Source organism: Stenotrophomonas sp. GL_101 (assembly GCF_057835675.1).
Window position 1 is genome coordinate 229,372 of record NZ_CM174432.1, and the last position, 17,748, is coordinate 247,119.

The window sequence follows — 17,748 nt, forward strand, 5'->3', positions numbered from 1 at the left end:
GAACGCTGGGAAGCGGGTGCACGGAATGACCGGCAAGGTTGCTGTGATTGTGTGCGAACAGGAACCAGGCATCGCCCAGACCGCGATGGCTGAGATCGTGCATGCCGTGCTGAGCAGTGCCGAATTCGCCCTGTTCGCGGAATTCGGCCGGCAGCAGCACCTGACCAAGGGTGCCCGGCTGTTCCAGCGCGGTCAAGCCGGCGACACCATGTATGTGATCGCCAGCGGTCGCATCGAACTGGATTTCGGCGACGACCTGGTGGTGAAGTCGTTGGGCCCCAATGAATTCTTCGGTGAACTCGGCCTGCTGATTGGCGACCATCCGCGCAGCGCCGAAGCGCGCGCGGTGGAAGACAGCATCGTGCTGGAGCTGGGCAATGCCGATTTCCAGCGCCTGGTCGACCGCGATCCGGGCCTGGTGGCCTACTTCCTGCGGCGCACGATCATGCGCGTGGTCAGCAACGAACAGATGCTGATCCGGCAGCTGCGGCGGCGCAACCATGACCTGGAAACCGCGCTGGACAACCTGTACGTCACCACCCACCAGCTCACCCATACCCGTGAACTGGTGCGCACCGACGAGCTGACCGGCCTGCACAACCGCCGCGGGCTGGGCCTGTACCTGCAGGAATGCCGCCTCCACGAGGACGGCCCGCCGCAGGGGCTGCTGCTGATCGACTGCGACCGTTTCAAACAGGTCAACGACGAACACGGCCACCAGGCCGGCGACCGCGTGCTGCAGAGCGTGGCCAACATCCTGCGCTCGGTCGCCACCGAGTCGGACGTGGCCTGCCGGCTCGGCGGCGACGAGTTCTGCCTGCTGCTACGCGCCGCCGACAACGACACCCTGCAACATGCGGCCGAGTTCATTCTCAGCGCGGTGCATGGATTGATGGGGCGGGCCCACGGGGTGCCACACGTGTGTCCGGTCAGCATCGGGCTGTGCCTGCTGGAGCCGCACACCGACTGGAGCGAGTGGTACGCTCGCGCCGACAACGCGCTGTACCAGGCCAAGCGCCTGGGGGGAAACCGGCTGCACTGGTCGCGTGCCGCGACCGCTTCGTCCTGATCGGGGACTGACTGCATGAACGGCGACATCGGAACGTCGACCCAGGCCCCGCAGATGCGGGCGCTGTTGTTTACTGACCTGTGCGACTCATTGATCCTGGTGGAGCGGATCGGCGATGTCGCCGCCGCCGAGCTGTTCCAGCAGCACGACCGGCTCGTATTGACCCTGCAGCAGCAGTGGAATGGCCATCAGATCGATCGCTCCGACGGCTTGTTCCTGTTGTTCGAGCGCGCCATCGACGCGCTGGGGTTCGCGCTGGATTACCAGCGTGGCCTGCAACAGATCGGCGAACAGCGCGGCTTCGTGCTGCGCGCGCGTGCCGGCCTGCACGTGGGGGAGGTGCTGACCTGGGAGAACAGCCCGGAAGCGATCAAGGTGGGCGCCAAGTCCATGGAGGTCGAGGGCCTGGCCAAACCGATGGCCGCGCGCCTGATGACGCTGGCGCGTCCCGGGCAGATCCTGCTCTCGGCCGTGGCCGAATCGCTCACCCACCGTGTCACTGCGGCACTGGGCGAACGCGGCGGGCAGTTGCTGTGGAAGTCGCACGGGCGCTGGCGCTTCAGGGGCATTCCAACCACCCAGGAAGTGTTCGAGGTGGGCGAGATCGGCTTCGCCCCGCTGCGCATGCCGCGTGGCAATGCCAAGGCCCGGCGCGACATCCCGCTGTGGCGCCAGCCTGCGGCGCTGGCGGCGGAAGTGACACTGCTGGCGGGCTTGGCGGTGGGGGGCTGGATGCTGCTGCGGCCCGAGCCGGCCATTGCCTTCGCCGAGCGCGACTGGGTGGTTCTAGGCAGCCTGCGCAACCTGACGGACAACCGATTGCTGGACGATTCGCTCGACCAGGCGTTCCGGATCAGCCTGGAGCAGTCCAGGTACGTGAATGTGGTCAGTGAAGATCGCGTTGGCCGCATGCTTGAGATGATGCGCAGGCCGATGGACCCCGGTGTCCGTGACCGGAAGGATGCTGCGGCCGTTGCGATCCGCGCCGACGCCAGGTTGCTGTTCCTGCCAATGGTGTCGGAGGTAGCCGGGCGCACCCGCTTCAGCGTGGAGGTTGTTGATCCCGCTTCGATGCGCACCCTTGTCGTCGCCTCGGCGGATGCAAGTGGCGGTAGCGTGCTGACGGCTGTGGATGACGTATCGCGGCAGTTGCGCGATCAGCTCGGCGAAGAAGCAGCGGTGATTCAGCGCAACAATCAGCGACTCCCCGAAGTCACCACTACCAGCCTCGACGCATTACGCGCCTTTGCGCTGGGCCAGAAGCGCTATGTTCGCGGTGATTACAAGGGCGCGCTGGCGTTCTACCAGCAGGCGACCGAAATTGACGGTGAGTTCGCGCTGGCATGGCTGGGGCAGACCCGCAGCCACTTTGCGGCTGCCGATTTCAGGTCAGCTTCCTTGACGCTGAACAAGGCGCGCGAGTGGGCGGAGCATCTGCCAACAAGAGAGGCGCTGTATGTGCGCAACTGGTCGCTGCAGATCGATGACCCGGACCGTGCGACCGACGGTTGGATGCGCATGGCCGAGCTCTATCCCGACTATCTGGCTGCAACCAACAATGCGGCCATGAATCTCTACAACGAGAACCGGTTCGGTGAAGCCCTTCCGCTGGCACATCGGGTGGCATCGAGCCGTCTGGATCTGCTTGGCATTGGTCAGGACCAGTACGGACGTATCCTGCTGGCACTCGGCCGCTACGACGAGGCTGACCGCGCCCTGGCGACGGCCGCCTCGACAGGCTGGGAAGGTGCATTGATGCGCCAGGCAACAGTGGCCGCAGCGCGCGGCAGCTTCGCAAAGGCGGCTGCACTGATGCAGCGCATCGATCCTGCCAATTACCACGCCGATATCATTCGCAGCTCCATTGCCCTGGACAGCGGCCAAGGAGCTGCGGCGATGGCCAGTGCGGAGCGCGGGATGCAGCGGAGCCGAGACAAGGCGGGCATCGACCGCTACAGCTTCTACCTTCCGCTGGCCGTGGCCAGTCTGCATAGCGGTCAGCGCAGCCGGGCGCTGAGTCTGCTTGAGGAGGCCGGTCGTGAGGCGTTCGACCGTATCGAACAGGCGCCTGCGGTGGATGTGATTGACCGTGTGGTCACGGCACAAGCGGCAGCGTTGGTCGGACTGCGGCTCGGCAACGTTGCACTGGCCGACCGGGTGCAGGCCCAGGTGGCAGGTTTGACCGTGCTCCCGGACAGTCAGGTTGTCCGCGAATTCGACGCGGTGATTTCTGCCGAACGTCTACGCCTCGACCACAAGCCCGTCGAAGCCCTGCGGGTGCTGCAGCCTTTCATGGGGCCGCGTTCGCGAATCCAGTCCCGGGTAGCGGCGTTCAATGCAGCGCGTGATGCGGGGCTTGATGGTCAGGCAAAGCAGCAGCAACAGTGGCTGCATTCCAGAGCGGGGTTGGCCTACGCTGAAATCGAATGCAGCTTCTGCCTGCAAGGACTGAACATTCTCGATGTGCGGGCCAGTGCGAAAGGACAGGTTGCGGGTGGCGGCACGTCGCGCGCCTCGGCAGCCGCCATCCGGGAGCCGTGATTCAGCGCAGCGTGCGGGGTGCTTGGCCGTTGTCGCCGTTCTCCAGCATCGGCACATTGAATGCGGTTCCACAGATGAGCATGGAAATGATTTCCGCCTGGGCCTGCGCGACGACGGCCTTGTCGGCAAGGCAGATGCCTGCGCAGCAACCGGCGACAAACTGCGCCAGTTCGTCCGGATCGGCAGGTACATGGCCGGCCTCCAGCAAGGCGGCCTCGGTTGTCGTTGAGAAGCGCTCGCGGAAGTCGTCATCCGTGGCCAGCAGATGGACCAGGTTTTGTGCAACCGCAGGTTCCAGCGTCAGCGTGGGCATGGGGTGATACTCGGCTAGGGAATGGTCAGGAAGGTATGTCGGCCGCAGGGTGCCGTTCTTGAGTGGCACCACCTTGCCATCAAGGAACGGGCCGCGCGTTCGATAACATTGCAACGCTGCTCGGTGGAGATGAAAGTATGCACGTCAGGCGCTGTTCGGTGCTCATGATGGAACCGCGGGAGTCGACGACATTCCAGCTGCAGGACCTGATGCGAGGCGGAGACGGGATCAGGCGGACCCTGGCCTGGTACGCGCTGGCTCCCCATCTGCAGTCCCCCGTTGAGCTGGGGGCTGACGCACAGGCATGGCTGGGGCAGCTCAGTCCGAATGCATGGTGTGAGGTTGCCGAGGGAAGTGACGAGATCGCACTGGCGCGCCTGCTGCTTGATGCTGGGCTGGTATTCGAACGGGATGCGCACGTGGATGAGCGGGGCCAACGCGACGCGGAACTTCGTGCTACCTATTGGCACCCGTTGGCGGCCGTGCTGCATTCGTTCTCTCGCTGGGATGATGTGGATGCGGTGGGCAACATGCGCCTTTCGAGAACCGAGACGGCTGCTCAGATGCGGCAGACGCTGGGCGCACCTCCCGATACAACGGCGGTACGCTGTAGTGCGGGTGGAATCGCGTTGCCACGTGCGGAGCCGGGAGATTTCGATACGCTTCTTGCAAGGCGCACCACCTGCCGAAATTTCGATCCTCACCGACCGCTGTCAATGTCCCTGCTGGCGGTGATGCTGCAACGCACGTTCGGGAGTACGGGCGAACAGCGCGTAGGCGAGGACCTGGTCTTCCTGAAGAAGAATGTTCCCTCCGGCGGCGGGCTGCATCCAATTGAAGCGTACTTGATCATTCAGAACGTTGAGGGTCTCGCGGCCGGGCTGTACCACTACCGGGGCGACGCACATGTACTGGAACCGATCGAGGCGTCTGAGCGTGTTGATCACGAATTTGTGATGGGTGTGGTCGGTCAGCAGCATTGGTTCGCTGACGCGCACGTTCTGGTGGTCCTGGCGCCGCGCTTCAACCGAACGTTCTGGAAGTATCGCCAGCACGCCAAGAGCTATCGGGTCATCGCGATGGAGGCGGGACATCTGTCGCAGACGCTCTATCTGGCCGCGACGGATGTTGGATTGGGGGCTTTCATCACCGCTGCGATCAATGAGAAGGCTATTGAGCGGGCGTTCTCATTGAATCCCATCAACGAGGGGGTTCTGGCAGTCTGCGGCTTCGGCTGGCGTGCCGCACAGATGACCACCACCGAACTCGACCCGGCGGGGGTCATCTGGCAAGCGGCGACCTGACCGCCGCCATCGCGAGGTCAGCAGGCGGGGCTCAGGCCCCATCCACTTCGAAATCCACCAGCACCGCCCCATCGCCCACCTGGTCCCCGGCCTTCACCCGGTACCCCTGCACCAGGCCATCGGCCGGTGCCTGCAGAGTGTGTTCCATCTTCATCGCCTCCAGCACCAGCAGCGGCGCACCGCGCTTGACCGGCGTGCCGGGTGCTACCAGCGTCGCCACGATCCGCCCCGGCATCGGCGCGACCAGGCTGCCGGCATCGGCGACGGTCTGGTCGGCTTCGCTGACCGGGTCGTGCACGCTGAAGCGCTGCACGCCCTGGGGGCCAAACAGATGCAGCTCGCTGCCGTCGCGGATGACGGTGGCGCGGTGCAGGTGCTCGCCGATCTGCACGCGCAACGCGGTGCCACGCAGGCTGCCCAGCACCGGCACGCTGCCGGCTTCACCCAGATGGATCGACCAGTGTTCGCCGCCGCCCTGTACCGTCAGCGTGCGCTGCACGCCGCGATGTTCCAGGGTGACCGGGTGCGCGGCATGCGCGCCCAGGCGCCAACCGTCCTGTGCCTGCCATGGCGAATGCGGGTCGCGTGCATCGCTGCTGGCGGTCGCTTCGGTGGCGACAGCGGCCAGGGCCGCCATCGCCCATAGCGCCGGCGCACTGTCGCCCTGGTTCGGCGAGAGCGCCTCCTGCTCGCGCTCGATCAGCGCAGTATCCAGGTTGGCCTGCGCGAAGGAGTCGGTCATCACCAGCCTGCGCAGGAAGGCGGCATTGGTGGTCACGCCGACCACTTCGCACTCGGCCAGGGCCTGCTGCATGCGGCGCAGCGCGGCGTCGCGATCCACGTCCCAGACGATCAGCTTGGCAATCATCGGATCGTAGAACGGGGTGATCGCATCGCCCTGTTCCACGCCGGCATCCACGCGTACGTGGGCCGAGGCGGTGGGCAGGCGCAGGTGGCGCAGCGTGCCGGTGGAGGGCAGGAAGCCGCGGTCGGCGTCTTCGGCGTACAGGCGTGCTTCCAGGGCATGGCCGTGGATCTTCAGCTGGTCCTGGCACAGCGGCAGGCGCTCGCCGCTGGCTACGCGCAGCTGCCATTCGACCAGGTCGGTGCCGGTGATGTACTCGGTGACCGGGTGCTCCACCTGCAGGCGGGTGTTCATTTCCATGAAGAAGAACTCGCCGGTTGGCGCGGCGATGAACTCCACCGTGCCTGCACCAACGTAATGCACGGCGCGTGCGGCATCCACCGCGGCCTGGCCCATCGCAGTGCGGCGCTCGGGCGTCATCCCCGGCGCGGGAGCTTCTTCCAGCACTTTCTGGTGGCGGCGCTGCACCGAGCAGTCGCGCTCGAACAGATGCACCACGTTGCCGTGGCGGTCGCCGAACACCTGGATCTCGATATGGCGCGGGCGCTCGACGTACTTTTCCACCAGCACGTGCGCATTGCCGAAGGCCGACTGCGCTTCGCGCTGGCAGCTGGCCAGCGCATCGATGAAGTCGGCGCTGGCATCTACCCGGCGCATGCCCTTGCCACCCCCGCCGGCGCTGGCCTTGATCAGCACCGGGTAGCCGATCGTATCGGCCTGGCTGCGCAGGAAGTCCGGTTCCTGCTGGTCGCCGTGGTAGCCCGGGGTGAGCGGCACGCCTGCCTGTTGCATCAACGCCTTGGCGGCGCTCTTGTCGCCCATCGCGCGGATCGAGGCGGCGGTCGGGCCGATGAAGACGATGCCGGCATCGACGCAGGCCTGAGCGAAGTCGGCGTTCTCGGAAAGGAACCCGTAGCCGGGGTGGATCGCCTGTGCGCCGCTGCGGCGGGCCGCATCGAGGATGGCGTCGGCGCGCAGGTAGCTCTCGCGTGCCGGCGCCGGGCCGATCGCAATGGCCTCGTCGGCCAGGCGCACGTGGCGCGCGTTGCGGTCGACGTCGGAGTACACCGCCACGGTGGCGATGCCCAGCCGTTGGCAGGTGGCGATGACGCGGCAGGCGATTTCGCCGCGATTGGCGATCAGGATCTTGGTGAACATGGTCTTCTCGTTGCGCGTGCCAGGGGCGGGCGGTCGGAACTGCGTGGAGCGTCAGGCGGGCAGGGCGGCACGGGGGTGCCGCCGCTGTCTTACATGCGGAACACGCCGAAATCGGTCCGGCGTGCCGGTGCGTTGAGGCTGGCCGACAACGCCAGGCCCAGCACGCGGCGGGTGTCGGCCGGATCGATCACGCCGTCGTCCCACAACCGTGCGCTGGCGTAGTAGGGATGGCCCTGTTGTTCGAACTGCTCGCGGATTGGCGTTTTGAAGCCGTCCTCTTCCTCAGCCGACCACTGCCCGCCCTTGCCCTCGATGCCATCGCGCTTGACCGTGGCCAGCACGCTGGCAGCCTGCTCGCCGCCCATCACGCCGATGCGCGCGTTCGGCCACATCCACAGGAAATTGGGCGAATAGGCGCGGCCGCACATGCCGTAGTTGCCGGCGCCGAACGAGCCGCCGATCACCACCGTGAACTTGGGCACCTTGGCGCAGGCCACCGCCATCACCAGCTTGGCGCCGTCCTTGGCGATGCCGCCGTGTTCGTACTTGCGCCCGACCATGAAGCCGGTGATGTTCTGCAGGAACACCAGCGGAATGCCGCGCTGGGTGCACAGTTCGATGAAGTGCGCGCCCTTGAGCGCGGACTCGGAGAACAGGATGCCGTTGTTGGCGATGATGCCCACCGGGTAGCCGTGCAGGTGCGCGAAACCGGTGACCAGGGTGTTGCCATAGCGCGGCTTGAATTCGTCGAACCGCGAATCATCGACCAGGCGCATGATCACTTCGCGCACGTCGTAAGGCTTGCGGGTATCGGCGGGAATCACCCCGTACAGCTCGTCGGCCGGATAGCGCGGGGCGACCGGGGCCTGTACCGCCAGCGCCGGCTCGGGCTTGCGCCAGTTGAGCTGGGCGATGATCGCGCGGACCCGGGCCAGCGCCTGCAGGTCGTTGTCGGCCATGTGGTCGGCAACGCCGGAAATGCGCGTGTGCACGTCGGCACCGCCCAGTTCCTCGGCCGTCACCACTTCGCCAGTGGCCGCCTTCACCAACGGCGGGCCGCCCAGGAAGATGGTGCCCTGCTCGCGCACGATCACCGTCTCATCGCTCATCGCCGGCACGTAGGCGCCGCCGGCGGTGCAGCTGCCCATCACGCAGGCGATCTGCGGAATGCCCTGCGCGGACAGGTTGGCCTGGTTGTAGAAGATCCGCCCGAAATGGTCGCGGTCCGGGAACACCTCGTCCTGCAGCGGCAGGAACGCACCGCCGGAATCGACCAGGTAGATGCACGGCAGGCGGTTCTGCTCGGCCACTTCCTGCGCGCGCAGGTGCTTCTTGACCGTCATCGGGTAGTAGGTACCGCCCTTGACCGTGGCATCGTTGGCCACGATCACGCATTCCACGCCGCTGACCCGGCCGATCCCGGCGACCACGCCGGCACTGGGGATCGGGTCGCCGTACATGCCGTGCGCGGCCAGCGGGGCGATCTCCAGGAACGCGCTGCCCGGGTCCAGCAGGGCGTCGATGCGGTCGCGCACCAGCAGCTTGCCGCGCCCGGTGTGCTTGGCGCGTGCCGCTTCGCTGCCGCCCAGCGCGGTGCGCGCCAGGGTCGCGCGCAGGTCATCCACCACCGCCTGCAGCGCAGTGCGGTTGGTTTCAAAGGTGTCGCTGCCCGGTTGCAGCTGGCTGCTCAGTACGCTCATGGCATTCCCTTACTTGGTGCGCTGGAACAGTTCGCGGCCGATCAGCATGCGGCGGATCTCCGAGGTGCCCGCGCCGATTTCATACAGCTTGGCATCGCGCCACAAGCGCCCGGTCGGGTACTCGTTGATGTAGCCGTTGCCGCCCAGCACCTGGATCGCCTGGCCGGTCAGCCAGGTGGCCTTTTCGGCCGAGTACAGGATCGCACCGGCCGCGTCCTGGCGGGTGGTGCGGCCCAGGTCGCAGGCGCGTGCCACCGCATAGACATAGGCGCGGCAGGCATTGAGGCCCACGTACATGTCGGCCAGCTTGGCCTGCATCAGCTGGAAGGTGCCGATGGCCTGGCCGAACTGCTTTCGCTCGTGCACGTAGGGCATCACCACGTCCATGGCCGCGGCCATCAGCCCCAGCGGACCGCCGGACAGCACCACGCGCTCGAAATCCAGCCCGGACATCAGCACATTGACGCCACCGCCGACCACGCCCAGCACGTTCTCCTCGGGCACTTCGCAGTCTTCAAACACCAGCTCGCAGGTGTTGGAGCCGCGCATGCCCAGCTTGTCCAGCTTCTGCGCGGTGGAGAAACCCTTCATGCCCTTTTCCACCAGGAACGCGGTGATGCCCTTGGCGCCGGCCTCCACGTCGGTCTTGGCGTACACCACCAGCACGTCGGCGTCGGGGCCGTTGGTGATCCACATCTTGGTGCCGTTGAGCACGTAGTGGCTGCCGCGCTTGTCGGCGCGCAGTTTCATCGACACCACGTCAGAGCCGGCACCGGGTTCGCTCATCGCCAGCGCGCCGACCTTCTCGCCACTGCACAGGCCGGGCAGGAAGCGCTGCTTCTGGTCTTCGTTGCCGTTCTTGCGCAGCTGGTTCACGCACAGGTTGGAGTGCGCGCCGTAGGACAGGCCGATACCGCCGGAGGCCCGCGAAATCTCTTCCATCGCCACCACATGGGCCAGGTAGCCCATGCCGCTGCCGCCGTATTCTTCTTCCACGGTCAGGCCCAGCAGGCCCTGCTCGCCGAGCTTGCGCCACAGCGGATGCGGGAACAGATTCTCTTCATCGGCCTGCGCGGCCAGCGGCGCGATCTCGACCGAGGCAAAATGGGCCACGCTCTGGCGCAGCAGGTCGATCTCTTCACCGAGATCGAAATTCATGGTGGGGACGTGCATGGGGCGACTCCGCAACTGCTGGATGGGACGCGCCGGTTGGGGTGGACGGTGGCAACCGTCCCGCGGGCGATTGGCCCCAGCGTAGCGGGGTTTGAGCAAGAAGTGAACACAAATTCAAAAATTGAACATAGAATCAACAAATGGCCTATAAACGCTCCGCACTGATGGAAGAACGCCTCGCCGGGGCCCGGGAACGGATCCTGCTGGCCACCCGCGTGCTGGTCGCCGCCGGCGGCTACCGCAATGCCCCGGTGACCGCCGTGGCGGCCGAGGCAGGGGTATCCACCGGGCTGATCTACCGGCATTTCCCCTCCAAGGCCGAACTGTTCGTGGAGGTGCTGACCGCTGCGGTCGAGCACGAACTGCGCATCTTCGAGGCGATTGCCGCCGAAGCGCTGCCGGCACCGGAGCGCCTGCGCCGGGCGATCACCGCCTTCGTGCGGCGCGCGCTGGCCGGCCCGGGCCTGGCCTACGCCTTCATCGCCGAGCCGGTCGATCCGGAGGTGGAAGCCGAGCGCATCCGCTGCCGTCGCCTGTTCGGCGAGGTGTTCCGGCGCATCGTTGCCGATGGCATCCAGGCCGGCACGTTCCCGGCGCAGGACACCCACGTAGCCGCGGCCTGCATCGTCGGTGCCTTCACCGAAGCGCTGGTCGGGCCGACCGCGCCCAGCCGCGATGCGCATGGCGACGAAGACCTGCTGGTGGAGTCGATCTGCGTTTTCTGCCTGCGTGCCGCCGGCGCCTGAGCGGCGGCGATGCTGCATTGCGATAGGTGGGGCCTGCTTGCAGAGCCCCGCCCACGCTGGTCATACTCCGACGACAAGCCGTGGTCCAACGACTACCAGCCAGGGGTATAAGAGAGTGCGGAATTACGACCTCGAGTTCCTGAAACGCTTTTCCATGGTCATTGCCTTACTGGTGGCCATCACGCTCGGCCTGATCGTTTTCGCTGCGTACCTGCATACCAGCATCCCCCCTGAAGTGTCGCCGTTGGCGGTCAAACGCACCGAACAGCGCATCGCGCCGGCCGGTGCGGTGTATGCCGGCAGTACCGGTGCGGCGGCGCAGGCTGCGGCCAAGGCTGCTGCCCTGGCCAAGGCCGCCTCGCAGGTGGCCTACGGCGGCACCACCGACGGCAAGGTGGTCTTCGACAACCTCTGCACTGCCTGCCACACCAACGGTGTCGGCAATGCCCCGACCCTGGACCACAGCCACTGGGACGCGCGTATCGCCCAGGGCAAGGACACCCTCTACAAGCACGCTGTCGAGGGCTATACCGGCCCGGACGGCGGCATCATGCCGCCCAAGGGTGGCAATCCCGCGCTGACCGAAGAGCAGATCCACGCCACGGTCGACTGGATGCTGGCCAACCTCAAATAATCCCCGGTGCCGGGCGGCTACCGGCACCCGGTAGGTACCGACCGTTGGTCGGTACATGGCCGCACCGTCCGGGTTTGCGTGCGCCACGACCAACGGTCGTGGCCTACCGGGGGTGGTTGCGGGGTTTGCGTGCTCCGGTCATCTTTGTTGCGTAGGCTTGCTGCACTTTCCCGGAGTCGTCCCACCGATGCGTCGTATTCCTCTCGTGTTCGCCCTCGCGCTGGCGCTGTCCGGCGCGGTCCACGCCGCCCAGCCGCAGCGTAGTGCCGCGCCGCCGGTTGCCGCCACGCCGCCGGCCGCCCCCGTCATCCTGACTGCCGCGCCCACCGACTGGCGCGCCCTGGACGGGCAACAGGTACGCATCGCCGCGCCGCTGACCCTGGCCGGCACCGACGGCCTGTCGCGCTTTGGCGAGCTGACCGTGGCTTTCGGCGGGCGCCTGTGGCAGCCCAGCGAAGTGGCCGCCCCGCGCACCGCCGGGCATGCCCAGGTAACGGCCGACAACGCGCACCGCCGTCTGGTGCTCGATGACGGCAGCGACGCACGCGATCCCGGCCCGGTGGCCTACCTGCCAGCCAACGCGGACCTGCGCACCGGCATGCTTCTGCGCAACGTCGAAGGCATCGTACGCATCGATGCCAAGGGCACCCCGCGCCTACAGGTGACCGCCCCGCTGCAGGTGCCGGCGGTGGAGCGCCCGGCCGTGCCGAAGGTGGCCGGGTCGCTGCATATCGCCGCCTTCAACCTGGAAAACTACTTCAATGGCGATGGCCAGGGTGGCGCGTACCCCACGTTGCGCGGCGCGCGCACGCTGGCTGAACACCAGGCGCAGACCGCCAAGCTGGTGGCCACCATCAACGGGCTGGATGCGCACATCGCCGCGCTGATGGAACTGGAGAACGACGGCTATGGGCCGCACTCGGCCATCGCCGAACTGGTGGACGCCCTCAACGCCCCGCTCGACCCCAAGGACGCCTGGGCCTTCGTGGATGCCGGACAGGGCCCGGGCAGCAACCCGATCCGGGTGGGCATCATTTACCGCAAGGGCTGGTTCAAACCGCTGGGCCGGCCGGTGATCCAGCTCGGCGGCCCGTTCGCCGAGCGCAGCCGCGCGCCGCTGGCGCAGGCCTTCCAGGGCATGGGCCAGCCGTTCATGGTGGTGGCCAACCACTTCAAGTCCAAAGGCTGCCGCGACGCCACCGGTGCCGACGCCGACCAGGACGATGGCCAGGCCTGCTGGAACGCCACCCGGGTCGAATCGGCCCGGCAGTTGAACGCCTGGGTGCAGGGCGAAGCAGCCCGCCTGAAGGTGAAGGACGTGGTGCTGCTGGGCGACTTCAACGCCTATGCGATGGAAGACCCGATCCGCACGCTGCACGACGCCGACTGGCGCGATGCCTTCGCCGTGGCCAAGGTCGAACGTCCTTACAGCTATGTGTACAACGGCCTGAGCGGCCGCCTCGACCACGCCCTGCTCAGCCCGTCCATGGCCCAGCGCCTGCAGGGCGCCGCCGAATGGCACATCAATGCCGACGAGGCCGAGGACGTGGGCTACCAGGGCCGCAACGAACCGGGCCCGTGGCGCAGTTCGGACCACGACCCGCTGCTGCTGGGCTTTGATCGCTGATCGAACCGCTGCCGCCACGCTCTGCGTGGCGGCCCGGCTCAACGCCAGTAATACCGCTCGATCCGGAACGTGGCCCGGCACCCGTTATCGACCCACAGCGAGGTGTTGTCCTGGCCCCAGTCGCGCCCGAATTCGCACGGCGAGCGCGACTCGCGGCGGATCAGGTGCACGGTGTCCTTGCGCGCTATCTGCACATCGCAGCGGCGGAAACGGTGGTCGCTGCTGTGGCAGCTGACCACTTCCGAATCCGGATGGCCGCCGCCGGTGGACGGTGGCGGGTAGGCGGGGTAGGCGGGAGGCGGATACAGCGGCCCGCTGAAATCGGGAAACCCTCCCAGGCTGGCGCACCCGGACGTACCCAGGCAGGCCGCCAGCAGCAGCGGTCGTACAACGTTCTTTCCCATCACAGCGCACCATCCCAACCGGCAGGAACCCGAGTGTAGGAAGGCACGTCGCCGCTGTGGGGCAGTGAAATGTGAGGTCGGTCCGTGTATCAAACGAATTGGTGAAACGCGCCTGACCCCGTCAGTTCATCTATCGCTGCGGCACCGGTTCAGCGCGTGCCCCACGCAATCAACCCGATCGCCACCACGGCCAGCCCAAGGCCCACGCGGTTCCATACACTGGTGCGTTCGCCGAACGCGAGCACGCCCACCAGGGCGCCCACCACGACCACGCCGATGTTCATGCCGGCAAACACCACCGCCGGGCTGTCCGGCAGGTGCTGGTGTGCGCGCACGTAGAACAGGATGTTGCCGAAGTTGAGCAGCCCCAGCAGCGCGCCGGCCCCCGCATTGCGCCACTGCAACGGTGACGCACCGCTGGCATGCCGCCACAGCTGCAGCGCCAACATCAGCACGAAGGCCAGCCCGAAGCTGGCCGTCAGCGCGGCCATCGACGGCGTGCCCGACAGCGCCACCTGCTTGAGCATGATGTCCACCAGCGCGTAGCCCGCCCACACCGCCAGCAGCCACGGCCAGGCGCGCTCGCCACCTGGCGCGGCGGCGGTCGCGCGCGGGCGCACGCTGATGCCCACGATTGCCAGCAGGCCCAGCCCCAGGCCGGCCAGCTTCCAGCCGTTGGCGGTCTCGCCAAACACCAGGAAGGCCGCCAGCAGGGACAGCAGCAGCGACAACCGCTGGGCCACGTCGCTGCGCACGATGCCGGCGCGGGTGACCGCGCGGGCCATCACCAGGAAGATGGTGGGCAGCGTCACCGCCAGGCCCAGCAGGGCCAGCCACGGCGCATGCGCGGTCTGCAACGACGCCAGCGACGGCCGCAGCAGCGCCAGGCTGAGCACGCTGGCCAGCAGGTAATTCCAGGTCACCACCTGGGCCATGTCCAGGCGCTGGCGCGGCGCCAGCTTCAGCAGCACCGACACCAGCACACTGCAGCACACACTGAAAACCAGATAGAGCATGACGAACCCGGCAAGCGCGGCGGTGCAGCCCGCAGAGAACGGTATTATGACGCCATGCACAATCCCCCTTTCCCCCAAGCCAGCGCTGCTCTGGTGCTGGACGGCCCGGTCGGGCCGCTGGATGTCGCCGTCGACCTGCCCACCGGCGACGCGCCTGCACAGCCGGTCGTGGCGGTGATCTGCCACCCGCTGTCCACCGAAGGCGGCACCATGCACAACAAGGTGGTGACCATGGTCGCCATCACCCTGCGCGCGCTGGGTATCACCACGGTGCGCTTCAACTTCCGCAGCGTCGGCACCTCGGCCGGCAGTTTCGACCATGGCAATGGCGAGCAGGACGATCTCAAGGCCGTGGCGGCCTGGGTCCGTGCGCAGCGCCCGGAAGACCGTCTGTGGCTGGCCGGCTTCAGCTTCGGGTCGTTCGTGTCGCTGAAGGCGGCCGCCGAGCTGCAGCCCGATGCGCTGGTCTCGATCGCCCCGCCGGCCGGGCGCTGGGACTTCGGCGGCGTCCAGCCGCCGGCACAATGGCTGGTGGTCCAGGGCGAGCAGGACGAAATCGTCGACCCGCAGGCCGTCTATGACTGGCTGGCCTCGCTGGATGCGCCGCATGAACTGGTACGCATGCCTGACACCGGCCACTTCTTCCACCGCAAGCTGATCGACCTGCGTGGCGCGCTCACCCATGGCGTCAAGCACTGGCTGCCCGATCCGGACAGCAGCGCGGCATGAGCGAGACCGCAATGACCCCATCGCAACGCTACGCCGAGGGCGTGGCCCGGGGCGAATGGCTGAACGATCCGGCCCAGCACGCCGCACTGGCCGAGCTGGACCGCATCCACGTCGCCCTGGTGGACAGTGCCCAGGACGGTTGGCTGGACCGGTTGTCGGCCTTCTGGAAGAAGCCCGACCCGGTCAAGGGCCTGTACTTCTGGGGCGGGGTCGGGCGCGGCAAGACCTTCCTGGTGGATCTGTTCTATGACGGCCTGCCGATCGAACAGAAGTACCGCACCCATTTCCACCGCTTCATGCGCGGCATCCACGAGCGCCTGCGCGAGCACCAGGGGCAAAGCGATCCGCTGGCCCGGATCGCCCAGGAATGGCGCAGCAAGCTGCGCGTGCTGGTGCTGGATGAGTTCTTCGTCACCGACATCGGCGATGCCATGCTGCTGGCGCGCCTGCTGGAGCGGTTGTTCGCCGAGGGCGTCACCCTGGTGACCACCTCCAACACCGCGGTGGAAAACCTGTACCTCAACGGCCTGCAGCGCGACAGCTTCCTGCCGGCGATCGGGCTGCTGCAGACCTACTGCGTGGCGCTGTACGCCGAAGGCACCGAAGACTACCGGATGCGCGCATTGACCCGTTCGCCGGTGTACCAGGCCCCGCGCGATGCAGGCAGTGATGATTGGCTGGGCAAGCGCTGGGCCGAACTCAGCGGCAACCAGCCGGCCAAGCCAGGCAACATCGAAATCGAGGCTCGCAAGATTCCGGTGCGTGGGCGCGGCAAGAGCATCGCCTGGTTCGACTTCAAGGCCTTGTGCGAAGGCCCGCGGGGCCCGTCGGACTACATCGAGATCGCGCACGAGTTCAACACCGTGCTGCTGGGTGACATTCCGCACTTCGACACGCTCAATGAAGATGCCGCGCGCCGCTTCGTCAACCTGATCGACGAGTTGTACGACCGCCACGTCAACCTGGTCTGCACCGCCACCGACAGCCCGGTCGCGCTGTACTCGGGGACGCGCCTGCAGGGCGCGTTCGAGCGTACCGCTTCGCGTCTGATCGAAATGCAGAGCGCCGAGTACCTGGGCACCCCGCACAAGGCGTGATACCGGAGGCGCCGGGCGCTGCCCGGCGGCTTCAGGCACCCCCGGCGCTAAGGGATGGCGTTTCCGCGCGCTTGGTCGCCAAGCACCGCCGGGCTGGGGTCTTCGTCGCGGTCCATCACCATCATCGCCAGCGGCTTGCCCTGGTAGCGCACGTCCAGCGCCTGCTGCAGCTGGTCCAGCGCCAGCACCTGGGTGCACAACGACTGTGCGTGGGCCTCCAGGGCCTGGCCCCGGGTTTCCATGCGCCGGTCCAGTTCATCCCCGACCTTGTCCGCACGCGCTTCCAGGCGCTCGGCGCCGCCGGTGAACATCGACCACATCACCCCGCGCGCCAGCGAGCTGGCCATCGATTCGGCGGCCTGTTCGACCCGCTGCTCGAAACCTTCGCTGAAATCGTCCTGTTCCCAGATGCCGCGGCCCAACGTGCGCCCCACATAGGCATGGGCGTCCTGGCGCAACCGGGCCACCTGCCGGGCCTTGCTGCGGCTGCCACTGAGGATCTTCACCGTGGCGCCGAACGCGTCGAAGGCGATGTCCACCGCCTCCCCGGCGATCCCGGCCACGGCCGGCACCAGTTGCCGGGTTCCCCATTCCAGCTGGCGCAGGCGCTGCGCGTCGGCCGCACTGACCGGCACCGGCTTGCGGTCGATGTTGAGCTCGCCATCGTGGAAGAAGATCTCCGCCGGCACCTGGTCGCGCTGGCGCAGCCAGATGCCGCCGCTGTCCACCAGCACGTTGTACGGCGTGCTGACCCCGCATTGGCGCGAAGACAACGGCGGGGAAGGGGAATCCTCGGCGAGGACCGGCGCGGTGGCCACGGCCAGGCTCAACAGCAGGCATCGGGACAGGAGCAGTCGCATCGGGTGGGCTCGGCGGGGGCGTGGGCCAAGACTCGCACCGGCGAGGCGGGCGGGCGCGGGTCGGAAGTCACCCTGGCCGGTCATCAGGGTCGGGTTTGTTAGGTCCATGTGAGCCCCGGCGTTCTGTTTTCCGCGCCCCTGCGTCGCATCGAAAACAGCGCTTCCGGCCTTGACTGCGCACTCGGTTTCGACAGGTCCTGACCGCTCGTCGGCCGGCCCGAACGGCGGATCCTTGCGCCGCAAGGGGTTAAGGAATTTCCCTACATTTGGCGTTGACGGCACCTGGTACCCCCACTATCTTGTGGCTGTCGGTGCCGGCGACCACAAGTCGCCCGGTTTTTCGTCTTCATGCCGAAGGCCTGAAAACTACCGACAACCGCACCAGGAACAGGGCGCGGGACCGGCCGCGATTCTCCAGGAGGAGAGGACCGGCGACGCAGCTGAACCGCCGGCAGGTCTGCCGGCACCGGTCTCGGCCCCTGCGACGCCGTCACTGCATCCTGTGTCTCAGC

General features: G+C 67.1%; 15 protein-coding genes. 8 read left to right on the plus strand and 7 right to left on the minus strand.

What is annotated here, in order from left to right; translation table 11 throughout:
* The first annotated feature begins 25 nt into the window (after positions 1-25).
* Entirely contained in the window at positions 26-1,069 is a 1,044-nt protein-coding gene (locus AC3IR9_RS01005) for a GGDEF domain-containing protein (RefSeq protein ID WP_489293453.1), read from the plus strand.
* A 15-nt stretch (positions 1,070-1,084) separates the two neighbouring features.
* Positions 1,085-3,610: a putative peptide modification system cyclase gene (locus AC3IR9_RS01010; protein WP_489293455.1), complete on the plus strand. Its 2,526-nt coding sequence runs from the start codon at positions 1,085-1,087 to the stop codon at positions 3,608-3,610.
* Between the two features lies 1 nt (position 3,611).
* Here the strand turns inward: AC3IR9_RS01010 and AC3IR9_RS01015 are convergent, their stop codons facing one another.
* On the minus strand, positions 3,612-3,923 hold the full coding sequence (locus tag AC3IR9_RS01015) for an NHLP-related RiPP peptide (RefSeq protein ID WP_489293456.1): 312 nt from the start codon (positions 3,921-3,923) through the stop codon (positions 3,612-3,614).
* A 137-nt stretch (positions 3,924-4,060) separates the two neighbouring features.
* Here AC3IR9_RS01015 and AC3IR9_RS01020 point away from each other — a divergent pair, with 137 nt between their 5' ends.
* Positions 4,061-5,227 carry a putative peptide maturation dehydrogenase gene (locus AC3IR9_RS01020; protein ID WP_489293457.1) on the plus strand — a complete coding sequence of 389 codons (1,167 nt, stop codon included), beginning with the start codon at positions 4,061-4,063 and terminating at the stop codon, positions 5,225-5,227.
* A 31-nt stretch (positions 5,228-5,258) separates the two neighbouring features.
* On the opposite strand, the gene AC3IR9_RS01025 is transcribed toward AC3IR9_RS01020, so the two are convergent.
* The 3 genes from AC3IR9_RS01025 to AC3IR9_RS01035 form a co-directional block, all read right to left on the minus strand.
* Positions 5,259-7,250, minus strand: coding sequence for an acetyl/propionyl/methylcrotonyl-CoA carboxylase subunit alpha (locus AC3IR9_RS01025; protein WP_489293458.1), 1,992 nt, complete (start codon positions 7,248-7,250; stop codon positions 5,259-5,261).
* Between the two features lie 89 nt (positions 7,251-7,339).
* Positions 7,340-8,950, minus strand: a complete 1,611-nt coding sequence (locus AC3IR9_RS01030) for a carboxyl transferase domain-containing protein (RefSeq protein ID WP_489293459.1) — start codon at positions 8,948-8,950, stop codon at positions 7,340-7,342.
* Positions 8,951-8,959: 9 nt separating this feature from the next.
* The gene (locus AC3IR9_RS01035) at positions 8,960-10,123 is read right to left on the minus strand and encodes an isovaleryl-CoA dehydrogenase (RefSeq protein ID WP_489293460.1); all 1,164 of its coding nucleotides are present in this window, start codon (positions 10,121-10,123) and stop codon (positions 8,960-8,962) included.
* A gap of 140 nt (positions 10,124-10,263) precedes the next feature.
* Here AC3IR9_RS01035 and AC3IR9_RS01040 point away from each other — a divergent pair, with 140 nt between their 5' ends.
* From AC3IR9_RS01040 to AC3IR9_RS01050, 3 genes are all read left to right on the plus strand, one after another.
* Positions 10,264-10,869 carry a TetR/AcrR family transcriptional regulator gene (locus AC3IR9_RS01040; RefSeq protein ID WP_489293461.1) on the plus strand — a complete coding sequence of 202 codons (606 nt, stop codon included), beginning with the start codon at positions 10,264-10,266 and terminating at the stop codon, positions 10,867-10,869.
* Between the two features lie 115 nt (positions 10,870-10,984).
* Positions 10,985-11,503, plus strand: coding sequence for a c-type cytochrome (locus AC3IR9_RS01045; RefSeq protein WP_489293463.1), 519 nt, complete (start codon positions 10,985-10,987; stop codon positions 11,501-11,503).
* 187 nt (positions 11,504-11,690) lie between these two features.
* Entirely contained in the window at positions 11,691-13,130 is a 1,440-nt protein-coding gene (locus AC3IR9_RS01050) for an ExeM/NucH family extracellular endonuclease (RefSeq protein ID WP_489293464.1), read from the plus strand.
* Between the two features lie 38 nt (positions 13,131-13,168).
* Here the strand turns inward: AC3IR9_RS01050 and AC3IR9_RS01055 are convergent, their stop codons facing one another.
* Entirely contained in the window at positions 13,169-13,534 is a 366-nt protein-coding gene (locus AC3IR9_RS01055) for a DUF3011 domain-containing protein (protein WP_489293465.1), read from the minus strand.
* A gap of 149 nt (positions 13,535-13,683) precedes the next feature.
* Positions 13,684-14,550, minus strand: a complete 867-nt coding sequence (locus AC3IR9_RS01060; protein ID WP_489293466.1) for an EamA family transporter — start codon at positions 14,548-14,550, stop codon at positions 13,684-13,686.
* A gap of 54 nt (positions 14,551-14,604) precedes the next feature.
* Between AC3IR9_RS01060 and AC3IR9_RS01065 the strand changes: the two genes are divergently transcribed.
* Positions 14,605-15,279: an alpha/beta hydrolase gene (locus tag AC3IR9_RS01065; RefSeq protein WP_489293467.1), complete on the plus strand. Its 675-nt coding sequence runs from the start codon at positions 14,605-14,607 to the stop codon at positions 15,277-15,279.
* Positions 15,276-16,376 carry a cell division protein ZapE gene (gene zapE, locus AC3IR9_RS01070; RefSeq protein WP_489293468.1) on the plus strand — a complete coding sequence of 367 codons (1,101 nt, stop codon included), beginning with the start codon at positions 15,276-15,278 and terminating at the stop codon, positions 16,374-16,376. Before AC3IR9_RS01065 ends, zapE begins: the two co-directional genes overlap by 4 nt.
* A 47-nt stretch (positions 16,377-16,423) precedes the next feature.
* Here the strand turns inward: zapE and AC3IR9_RS01075 are convergent, their stop codons facing one another.
* Positions 16,424-17,236 carry a DUF2884 family protein gene (locus tag AC3IR9_RS01075; RefSeq protein WP_489293469.1) on the minus strand — a complete coding sequence of 271 codons (813 nt, stop codon included), beginning with the start codon at positions 17,234-17,236 and terminating at the stop codon, positions 16,424-16,426.
* Between the last annotated feature and the right edge of the window lie 512 nt (positions 17,237-17,748).

What these genes read in the sequence shown, in the direction of transcription:
- AC3IR9_RS01010 (WP_489293455.1), top strand. Translation starts at nt 1,085, where the DNA reads ATGAACGGCGACATCGGAACGTCGACCCAGGCCCCGCAGATGCGGGCG.
- AC3IR9_RS01065 (WP_489293467.1), top strand. Translation starts at nt 14,605, where the DNA reads ATGCACAATCCCCCTTTCCCCCAAGCCAGCGCTGCTCTGGTGCTGGAC.
- AC3IR9_RS01025 (WP_489293458.1), bottom strand. Translation starts at nt 7,250, where the DNA reads ATGTTCACCAAGATCCTGATCGCCAATCGCGGCGAAATCGCCTGCCGC.
- AC3IR9_RS01055 (WP_489293465.1), bottom strand. Translation starts at nt 13,534, where the DNA reads ATGGGAAAGAACGTTGTACGACCGCTGCTGCTGGCGGCCTGCCTGGGT.
- AC3IR9_RS01035 (WP_489293460.1), bottom strand. Translation starts at nt 10,123, where the DNA reads ATGCACGTCCCCACCATGAATTTCGATCTCGGTGAAGAGATCGACCTG.
- AC3IR9_RS01040 (WP_489293461.1), top strand. Translation starts at nt 10,264, where the DNA reads ATGGCCTATAAACGCTCCGCACTGATGGAAGAACGCCTCGCCGGGGCC.
- AC3IR9_RS01050 (WP_489293464.1), top strand. Translation starts at nt 11,691, where the DNA reads ATGCGTCGTATTCCTCTCGTGTTCGCCCTCGCGCTGGCGCTGTCCGGC.
- AC3IR9_RS01075 (WP_489293469.1), bottom strand. Translation starts at nt 17,236, where the DNA reads ATGCGACTGCTCCTGTCCCGATGCCTGCTGTTGAGCCTGGCCGTGGCC.
- AC3IR9_RS01020 (WP_489293457.1), top strand. Translation starts at nt 4,061, where the DNA reads ATGCACGTCAGGCGCTGTTCGGTGCTCATGATGGAACCGCGGGAGTCG.
- AC3IR9_RS01060 (WP_489293466.1), bottom strand. Translation starts at nt 14,550, where the DNA reads ATGCTCTATCTGGTTTTCAGTGTGTGCTGCAGTGTGCTGGTGTCGGTG.
- AC3IR9_RS01015 (WP_489293456.1), bottom strand. Translation starts at nt 3,923, where the DNA reads ATGCCCACGCTGACGCTGGAACCTGCGGTTGCACAAAACCTGGTCCAT.
- AC3IR9_RS01005 (WP_489293453.1), top strand. Translation starts at nt 26, where the DNA reads ATGACCGGCAAGGTTGCTGTGATTGTGTGCGAACAGGAACCAGGCATC.
- AC3IR9_RS01030 (WP_489293459.1), bottom strand. Translation starts at nt 8,950, where the DNA reads ATGAGCGTACTGAGCAGCCAGCTGCAACCGGGCAGCGACACCTTTGAA.
- zapE (WP_489293468.1), top strand. Translation starts at nt 15,276, where the DNA reads ATGAGCGAGACCGCAATGACCCCATCGCAACGCTACGCCGAGGGCGTG.